Source organism: Shewanella sp. SR1, from assembly GCF_020447145.1.
Lineage (GTDB): Bacteria > Pseudomonadota > Gammaproteobacteria > Enterobacterales > Shewanellaceae > Shewanella > Shewanella baltica.
This window is the reverse complement of sequence record NZ_JAJAEF010000022.1, coordinates 63,262-72,361: the sequence shown is the minus strand read 5'-3', so window position 1 is coordinate 72,361 and position 9,100 is coordinate 63,262. Positions and strand designations below refer to the sequence as shown.

Below are 9,100 nucleotides of genomic sequence, written 5' to 3'. Positions count from 1 at the left end.
GATTTAAATTTTTGACTGCCAACCCGAAGGTTAAGCAGTTTCGATTAACTCAACACCTGTGAGTGTCCACACAGATTTCTTGTTTTATCTTGTTAAAGAGCAACTCAATATTCGTAAGAGAACTTGAGTACCACACTGAGCGCCGAACGCTTCCAGGTGGCTAGGGCTGCGTATTCTACGCATTTCCCGTTTCGCGTCAAGGAGTTTTTTCAACTTCTTGCTGCGATTGAATTAAGTGCCATTCTCAACAGAGAGTCAGCCATTCAATTCAACCTAACTCGCCAGCTTGCTTTCGCTGTCTGCCGTGTCAGTGGATGCGCATTATAGGGAGATTGAGAAAGTGCGCAAGGGCTTTTTGTAGGAAAATAACGATTAATGGTTTAGACGTTTACTTATCAAACGATACGTATAAAAAAGGGGCTAAAAAGCCCCTTTATCTCGATTAAGTCTGACAATCTATAGTGAGTCACGCTCAGTTAGATCATCATTAATACTGTTATCTATGGACTGAAGAAGCGAGTTTCTTGCTCAACTTCGACTTCTTCACCGTCGATATGGGTTTTCACTTTTATCTCGATGTCAGTAACTGAACGAGAAAGCTCAACCGGATCAATGCCGACACTTATAGGTAACGTTAATACTTCACCACCCGCAATTGTGACCGAAGTTGGACCGTACCATTTATAGTGGTCCAATCCTTCGACACTCATAGTGTATTCGTGGGATTGCTCAGTCTTATTAAGAATCTTCAAGGTGAAGGTGTTTTCAATCAAACCTTGGTTATTCTCTCTATAGAGCTGGTTACGATCACGAATGATGTCCATACGCACAGGTGCTATGGTCGCACTGGAGTATATAAAGACTAATATCATCGCCATCAATACCACGCCATAACCGACAAGCTTAGGTCGCAGTACTTTTTGCTTTATACCTTCTAACTTGTTCTCAGTGGTATAGCTGATAAGCCCTTTCTCGTAACCCATACGATCCATAGCTTGGTCGCAGGCATCGATACAAGCGCCGCAGTTAATGCACTCATATTGCAGACCGTTACGAATATCGATACCGGTAGGACATACCTGCACACATAAGTCACAGTCGATACAGTCGCCAAGGCCTAGCTCTTTTGGGTCATCTTTACGCGAACGCGGACCACGAGTCTCACCACGTTTAGTATCGTAACCTACGATAAAGGTATTCTTATCGAACATGGCCGCTTGGAAACGAGCATAAGGGCACATGTGGATACACATGATTTCACGCATCCAACCCGCATTGCCGTATGTGGCAAGTGTAAAGAACACGACCCAGAAGTAGATACCGCCAGAAGCATTAAGCGTAAAGACGTCGACATAGACTTCACGGCTCGGCACGAAATAGGACACAAAGGTCATCGCCGTCATCAGTGAAAGCAATAGCCAGGCCGTATGTTTTGCCGTTTTACGCCAGAGTTTGTCAAAGCTCCATGGCATTTGATCTAACTTAATGCGTTTATTGCGCGCACCTTCAAGTTTTTCCTCGAACCAGATGAACATAAAGGTCCATACTGTTTGCGGGCAAGTGTATCCACACCAAACGCGGCCAAGATAGGTGGTCACAAAAAACAGCGCAAAGGCAGCTATCATAAACAACGCTGCGAGCAAGGTGAGATCCTGCGGCCAAATCGTTAAACCGAAGACGTGAAACTTTTGTTCGCCTAAGTTAAACCATACAGCTTGACGGTCGCCCCAAGGGATCCAAGGTAAAAGCAGGAAAAATAACATGGCAATCCAGCCCATGCGGCGACGTAAGCTACTCCACAAACCGTCTATGGCTCGGACATAAATCCGATTACGAGGGTTAAAGCGATCCGCTTTACTCGCATCTGGCTGGTGAATCTTAATTCGATTGGTTTTCGAATAGTCCTTGTTGTTAGATTCTGAGTTCATCGTTACAGCCTTTTACTGCTTTAATATTGGACGAAAACTAGCTTATTATACCCATATTCTTAATGGTTATTCACTTATGTTGGACTAAAAGATGAAAGGTTGGCTCATATTGGCGCTACTCGCGGGTGCTTTGTATTACTTATACACAGAAACAGATAAATTAGATGCTCCTATTGCAAAGACTGAGGCTATGGTCAAAAAAATAGAGAATAAAGTTGACTCTATGACGGGAACAAAAATCATAAAAATCGACCATAAACTGGCTAAAGTAAGAACCGACATCGTCGAGCGCTTGTCGACATTAGAACTCGAAGCCTTTAATCAGATACCAATGACACCCGAGTCTATTGCCGACTTTAAAGCTAACTATTGCGGCACTATGGCGCCAGAACATCCAGTGTTCAGCAAAGATAATCAGCTTTATCTCTGTGATCACCTCTAACCATCATCGACTCATAGGCAAACGGGATTTTGCTATATAGCGCTAAGCTTTAGGCTTAGGTGATTGACCTTATATATGATTCCGCCTAGCCTTTGAGGCATTACAGCACAAAGGCCTATGAATCATGACCCAACAAGTATCAGACATTTTTGATCCCACCCTATGGGATGAAGTCAGTGGATTTCAATTCGACGACATCACCTACCACAGAGCTAAAGCCCACGGCACAGTTCGCATTGCCATTAACCGCCCTGAGTGCCGCAACGCCTTCAGACCTAAAACCGTTGATGAGTTATTTATCGCACTCGATCATGCACGCCAATGGTCTGATGTAGGTTGTGCACTGCTTACGGGTAACGGTCCTTCGGCAAAAGATGGTGGCTGGGCGTTCTGTTCGGGTGGCGATCAACGTATTCGCGGCAAAGATGGCTATAAATATGAAGGCGCCGAAGAAGGTAAAGCCGATCAAGCCAGAATGGGACGGTTACATATATTAGAAGTGCAACGCTTGATCCGCTTTATGCCTAAAGTGGTCATCGCCGTTGTGCCGGGTTGGGCGGTAGGTGGCGGCCATAGCTTACATGTAGTGTGCGACTTAACCTTAGCCTCGAAAGAACACGCGATATTTAAGCAGACCGATCCCGACGTAGCGAGCTTCGACTCAGGTTATGGCAGCGCTTATCTCGCCAAGATGATAGGTCAAAAACGTGCCCGCGAAATCTTCTTCTGTGGTTTTAACTACAGCGCCGATGAAGCCTTCGACATGGGTATGGTCAATAAATCCGTTCCCCATGTAGAGCTAGAAACCGAGGCATTAATGTGGGCCAAAGAGATTAACTCTAAGTCGCCTACGGCTATGCGTATGCTTAAATACGGTTTCAACATGACTGACGATGGTATGGTCGGCCAGCAATTATTCGCCGGTGAAGCGACGCGTTTAGCCTATGCGAGCGCCGAAGCGCAGGAAGGGCGCGATGCCTTCCTCGAGAAACGCGATCAAGATTTCTCCGCCTTCCCTTGGCATTACTAGTTTATTAGCAGCGCTTTACTTTACTGCTAGCAACCCAAAGCCCTCCTGAGTGAGGGCTTTATGTTTTTTACAACGGATAAATAGATAAAACCGTTTAAACTAATCTGAAAACACGGCTTTTAATTTTAATGAGAATTGTTATCATATAGGCATTCCTGCTGGGAGCCTATTTAGAGGACAAGATCATGACTAAGACACTCACTTTTGCCGTACTGCATTTTAGCGTCGCTTTTACCGTAACCTATTTATTAACCGGCAGTGTGATCGTCGGCGGCGCAGTGGCCTTAGTTGAACCCGCGATTAACACTGTGGTGTTTTACTTCCACGACAAAGTATGGAAACGCATTGAGGCAAAAAAGCAGCACGAGCTAGATGCCATTCCAGCATAGAAAGCTAAGCCACCAGCATTTACTATTGCTGTAAGTTAAGCGTCGTTTTGTTGTGAATCTAAATAAAAACCGCCAATAAAGGCGGTTTTTATTTAAATGCTTATATTTATTCTACTGTTACAGATTTTGCTAGGTTGCGTGGTTGATCCACGTCGGTACCTTTGATCAACGCAACATGGTACGACAATAGCTGTAGCGGAATAGTGTAAATCAGCGGCGCCATAAAGATATCGCAGTGTGGCACTGGTATCACTTTCATTGTGTCATCCGACTCGAACTCGGCATCCACATCGGCAAACACATACATGAGTCCACCACGAGCACGCACTTCTTCAACATTCGATTTCAGTTTTTCGAGCAATTCATTGTTTGGCGCAACGACAATCACAGGCATATCGGCATCGATAAGCGCTAATGGGCCGTGTTTTAATTCGCCAGAGGCATAGGCCTCAGCATGAATGTAAGAAATCTCTTTCAGCTTTAACGCGCCTTCCATCGCAATCGGGTATTGATCGCCACGACCAAGAAATAATGCATGGTGTTTATCGGCAAAATCTTCCGCCAATTCAGCAATCGCAGCATCTAGCCCTAAAGCTTGTTCCACTTTAGCTGGCATAGATTGTAAGCTTTGAGTGATGTCGGACTGCATTTGCTCAGACATGCCATTGTGGCGACCGATCACCGCAGTCAACATTAACAAGCCAGCAAGCTGTACTGTGAAAGCTTTAGTGGATGCCACGCCAATCTCGGCGCCCGCTTTCATCATATAAGCCATGTCAGATTCGCGAACCAGTGATGAACCTGGTGCATTACAAATCGTCAATGTGGCTTTGTAACCCATTTCTTTCGCTAAGCGCATGGCCGCTAAAGTGTCAGCGGTTTCGCCAGATTGTGAAATCGTCACCAATAGGCTATTTGGGAATAAGTGCGACTTGCGATAACGGAATTCAGAGGCAATTTCGACGTTACACGATACGCCAGCCCAATCTTCTAACCAGTAACGTGCCGCCATGCCCGCATGGTAACTAGTACCACAGGCGATGATTTGCACATGTTTGATATCTTTTAAGAACTCAGCCGCGTTATCACCAAAGGCAGTATCTAATACTTGCTTGTTTGCGATACGGCCTTCGATAGTGCGCGTCAGAGCCAATGGCTGCTCGTAAATCTCTTTTAGCATATAGTGGCGATATTCGCCCTTATCACCAGCATCGTGGGTAATTTCAGATTCTTTGACTTCACGCTCAACGGCATTACCGTTTAAGTCGAAAATGCTCACGCTGCGACGGGTCACTTCGGCCACATCACCTTCTTCTAAGAAGGCGAATGAACGAGTCACAGGTAAGAGTGCCAGTTGATCCGAGGCGACAAAGTTTTCACCTAGACCAAAACCAATCACTAAAGGACTACCAGAGCGAGCCACAACCAAGCGCTCGCTATCGCGGCGGTCGATTACCACTGTGCCATAGGCGCCTTCGAGTTGTTTCACTGTGGCTTGCACGGCAGAAAGTAAAGTGCTGTTAGTTTTCAGCTCATGGTGTACTAAGTGACAAATCACTTCGGTATCGGTATCTGAACTAAATTTATAGCCTAAACCTTTTAGCATCTCGCGCAGTTTATTGTGGTTTTCAATAATGCCGTTGTGCACCACCGCGATATCACCTTCCGATAAATGCGGGTGAGCATTACGCTCACTCGGCTCACCGTGGGTCGCCCAGCGAGTGTGCGCAATACCCGTTCCGCCCGCTAATGGGTCGGTTTCAAGCGCTGCTGAAAGCTCTTGTACTTTGCCAACGCGGCGCGTGCGATTGAGTTCACCATTGTGGATAACGGCAACGCCTGCGGAGTCATATCCGCGATATTCTAAGCGGCGTAAGCCTTCTACTAGAATTTCAGCCACATCCCTTTGCGCCACAGCGCCTACGATTCCACACATAGTCTTTACCTATAAATTAAAAATGAAGTTGTTAAGTTATTTTGACTCACTAATGAGCGTAGGGCGCTAGCATGACTCGCACGCCCTGATCTGAAATTTGTTTTAGCGCGCTCTCGTCGATACGATCGTCGGTGACCAACACACTCACCTTAGCCCACGGTAACTCTAAGTTAGGGATCCGCTTGCCGATTTTGTCTGAATCCACCATAACGATCACTTCGCGGGACACTTCGGCCATGACTTTGCTTAGGCCAGTTAACTCGTTAAAGGTAGTGGTGCCGCGTTCAAGATCAATACCATCGGCACCGATAAACAGTTGGTCGAAATTATATGAGCGCAACACTTGCTCGGCGACTTGACCTTGAAAGGATTCAGAATGCGGGTCCCAAGTTCCACCGGTCATCAATAAGGTTGGCTCGTTTTCGAGTTCATGGATGGCATTAGCAAGGTGCAGCGCATTCGTCATGACCACCAGCCCACACTTATCGTTCAGCTGTTCAATCAAGCCAGAAGTCGTAGTGCCGCTATCGATAATGATGCGATTGTGATCTTTAATCAGCTGCGCGGCGGTTTTCGCAATAGACAGCTTATTAGGCGCGATTTTGGCAGAAAACTGTTGGGTCACTTCGTCAGGAATCGCCACGGCGCCACCGTAACGGCGCAGCAGCAGGCCCGTTTTCTCAAGCGCAGCCAGATCTTTTCGAATAGTCACTTCTGAAGTTTCAAAACGTAACGACAGTTCATCAACACTCACTTCACCCAGTTCGTTCAATATGGTGATTATGCTGTGGCGACGCTGCTGTGTATTTCGTTTGTTCATAAAACCTTTCAGATAAGTTTCGATTCGAAAGCAATATTATAGTGAAACGAAACTTTTTTGCTAGTATTCGAAACACTGTTTCGCATGTTGCGGCGTATTTTTTATCGTTCTGTAATAGTGAACTTAAACATCAGCCAATAAAAAAAGCCGCTTATCCTTTAAGGACAAGCGGCTTTAAATGAATTTAAAACGTAATAAATTTAGAACTTAGCTTCAACAGCAACACTAAAGTTACGGCCTTGGCCGATAGTGACCATATTGTACTGACCACCATCAATATAATCAGTATCAAATAGATTTCTAACGTTGGCACGAAGGCTCACATCTTTACCCATGATATCCATAGTGTAGGCTGCACCTATATCGAAACGCACATAGCCGTCTTTAGTAATGCTGTTATCTTTATCGGCGAAGCGCTCACCCACATAAATAGCACCAAAGTTCATCGCAAAATTGTCAGTCACTTCGTAACGGGTCCAGATATTAGCCGACCACTCAGGCGCATCGACGGGAGTTTTACCATCTAAGATTTTCCCATCGATCTTGCCAGCACCCGTTTTATATTCGGCATCTAAATACATCATAGAAGAAGTCACAAACCAGCTATCGCCTAACTGACCTTGGGCACCAACTTCAAAGCCACGGTGCTTCTGTTCGCCACCTTGAGTGGTGATATCAGTAAAATCACCTATTGGTGAGGATAACTTTTCTGAAATAGTGATGTTCTCAAGTGTAATATCGAACACTGCAGCGGTTAATAACAGACTATCGTCAAACAATTCCCACTTAGTGCCCACTTCATATTGAATACCGTATTCTGGCTTTAAATTAAGCTTATTATTTACATCATACTCGTTATTCACAGTACCTTTTGGCGTGAAGCTCTTTGAATAATTAACGTAAACGCTGCCATTAGTCATAGGCGAGTAAATCACCCCAAATTTAGGCGATACGGCATAGCTGTTTTCACCTTCACCGTCTTTCTTCTGTTCGTCGTAACGTACGCCAGCGAGCAACTTCCATTGTTCGTTAAGCGTCATTAAATCCTGCAGGTAGAAACCGTAATACTTATAGGTACTCGCATTGCCTTTGGGTTTTGTGTGGTAATCGAGAGCAGGTTGAATAACTTGCTGCCCAGGAATAACCGTTTGAGCTGCCCCACGGTGAATTTGTTGCTGATAGAAATAATCGAGATAGTTAGCCCCAATCAGCAGTTGATGCTGCATTCCCGCCAATGCAAATTCACCGGTGAAATCGGCATAAGCGGTTTTATGCTGCCAATCGTCGTAACGATCGAATGGCTTGATGCTATAGCCTTTGGTGAATGGGTCTTCTGTATATTGCGGTGCAGAATCAAAACGTTGGCGATTGAACTGCTGCTCGTTATAACCCGCTTTGACTTTCCAGTTGTCACTCATATGCCAAGTCAGATCGGCACCTAAGTTTGACACTGTATTGTCAGTAAAGGCCCAAGGCGCATCCCAAACGGTTTTACGTTCGCCAATGACATTACCTTGTTTATCTAACCACCCACCCGCATCGATACCTGCTTTATCTTGGGTATGGTCGTATTTAACCGACAGTAACAAATCGTCGCTTAGGTCAAATTCCATATTGAGATAACCTAACCAGCGATCGCGCTCTTGGTTCTCATCATTAGCGGAATACTCGCGCCAGTATTTTGTATCTTGCTTCACTAACACACCGCGGTAACGAATACTTTGTGCTTCGTTTAAACTGCCACCCGCATCGAGCTGTGCACGGGTAGAACCGTAGCCATCGGTATCAAAACCTAAGTTAAGCATTGAATCATAGGTTGGTTTCTTAGTGACCATATTCACTAAACCACCAGGGCCAGATTGACCATACAACATGCTCGAAGGGCCTTTTAACACTTCGACTTGCTGCAGGGTTTCGATGGGTTGTACGTAATGGGACCATTGCTGATGGCCATTGATGAGATAACCATTACCAGAATCTAACTCGAAGCCACGGATGCTAAAGACTTGGCGGTTCCAGCGTGTCGTTCCTGCCGTCACGCTCGAATCGTTAACTAACACTTCAGCGAGGTTAGTCGCCAGCTGTTCGTCCGTGACAAAATCGGGGATCACATTAACTGATTGTGGGGTATCCATTAAGTCGATATCACCGCGCATGGCGCCTGATGCTGTACCCACTTTATAATCGTTAAAAGTGCGGCCAGTGACATTAATGCGCTCGATATTTGCGTCGCTAGCCACCTCTGCCAACACAGGCATAGCCATTAATGCCGAACCTACGGCCAAACCTAAAACTGAATATTTAAATACCATTGCCAACACCTCAATTAGACCTTTCGTCTTAGAATTGCAGGCAATATAAATGAGAAGTGTTTTTATTTAATCTTCTTTACACGAATTTACAATTAGCTGTGATATAGATCTAAATCTGTTTAAAACCAATAAATTGCAATTACCACAACAGGATTAACTCAACCTTAATTTCGTGACTTTTATTGTTTCCATCTGAATTAAACGAATCGAATTTCCAACAATCTGACTAAATATAAAAGCGGC

General features: G+C 45.1%; 7 protein-coding genes. 3 read left to right on the top strand and 4 right to left on the bottom strand.

All coding sequences use genetic code 11. The features are described from left to right. Positions 1-500 precede the first annotated feature (500 nt). A complete protein-coding gene (gene ccoG, locus KV201_RS17735; protein WP_226060078.1) occupies positions 501-1,928 on the bottom strand; it encodes a cytochrome c oxidase accessory protein CcoG in 1,428 nt (475 codons plus the stop codon). A 91-nt stretch (positions 1,929-2,019) separates the two neighbouring features. Here ccoG and KV201_RS17730 point away from each other — a divergent pair, with 91 nt between their 5' ends. The 3 genes from KV201_RS17730 (at position 2,020) to KV201_RS17720 (ending at position 3,789) form a co-directional block, all read left to right on the top strand. Beyond that, the gene (locus KV201_RS17730; protein WP_006079351.1) at positions 2,020-2,370 is read left to right on the top strand and encodes a hypothetical protein; all 351 of its coding nucleotides are present in this window, start codon (positions 2,020-2,022) and stop codon (positions 2,368-2,370) included. A gap of 124 nt (positions 2,371-2,494) precedes the next feature. Next, positions 2,495-3,400: a 1,4-dihydroxy-2-naphthoyl-CoA synthase gene (locus KV201_RS17725; protein ID WP_226060077.1), complete on the top strand. Its 906-nt coding sequence runs from the start codon at positions 2,495-2,497 to the stop codon at positions 3,398-3,400. Between the two features lie 185 nt (positions 3,401-3,585). Next, complete coding sequence (locus KV201_RS17720; protein ID WP_006079349.1) at positions 3,586-3,789, top strand: DUF2061 domain-containing protein; 204 nt, start codon at positions 3,586-3,588, stop codon at positions 3,787-3,789. Positions 3,790-3,895: 106 nt separating this feature from the next. On the opposite strand, the gene glmS is transcribed toward KV201_RS17720, so the two are convergent. The 3 genes from glmS to KV201_RS17705 form a co-directional block, all read right to left on the bottom strand. Beyond that, positions 3,896-5,725 (bottom strand): glutamine--fructose-6-phosphate transaminase (isomerizing), encoded by a 1,830-nt coding sequence (gene glmS / locus KV201_RS17715; protein WP_226060076.1) that lies wholly within the window; start codon positions 5,723-5,725, stop codon positions 3,896-3,898. A 49-nt stretch (positions 5,726-5,774) separates the two neighbouring features. Beyond that, positions 5,775-6,545 (bottom strand): DeoR/GlpR family DNA-binding transcription regulator, encoded by a 771-nt coding sequence (locus KV201_RS17710; protein ID WP_226060075.1) that lies wholly within the window; start codon positions 6,543-6,545, stop codon positions 5,775-5,777. Between the two features lie 200 nt (positions 6,546-6,745). After that, on the bottom strand, positions 6,746-8,857 hold the full coding sequence (locus KV201_RS17705) for a TonB-dependent siderophore receptor (RefSeq protein WP_226060074.1): 2,112 nt from the start codon (positions 8,855-8,857) through the stop codon (positions 6,746-6,748). Positions 8,858-9,100 lie beyond the last annotated feature (243 nt).

Bases quoted from the DNA above. Each gene is read 5' to 3' on its own strand.
- glmS (WP_226060076.1), bottom strand. From the start codon at position 5,725: ATGTGTGGAATCGTAGGCGCTGTGGCGCAAAGGGATGTGGCTGAAATT.
- KV201_RS17725 (WP_226060077.1), top strand. From the start codon at position 2,495: ATGACCCAACAAGTATCAGACATTTTTGATCCCACCCTATGGGATGAA.
- KV201_RS17730 (WP_006079351.1), top strand. From the start codon at position 2,020: ATGAAAGGTTGGCTCATATTGGCGCTACTCGCGGGTGCTTTGTATTAC.
- ccoG (WP_226060078.1), bottom strand. From the start codon at position 1,928: ATGAACTCAGAATCTAACAACAAGGACTATTCGAAAACCAATCGAATT.
- KV201_RS17705 (WP_226060074.1), bottom strand. From the start codon at position 8,857: ATGGTATTTAAATATTCAGTTTTAGGTTTGGCCGTAGGTTCGGCATTA.
- KV201_RS17720 (WP_006079349.1), top strand. From the start codon at position 3,586: ATGACTAAGACACTCACTTTTGCCGTACTGCATTTTAGCGTCGCTTTT.
- KV201_RS17710 (WP_226060075.1), bottom strand. From the start codon at position 6,545: ATGAACAAACGAAATACACAGCAGCGTCGCCACAGCATAATCACCATA.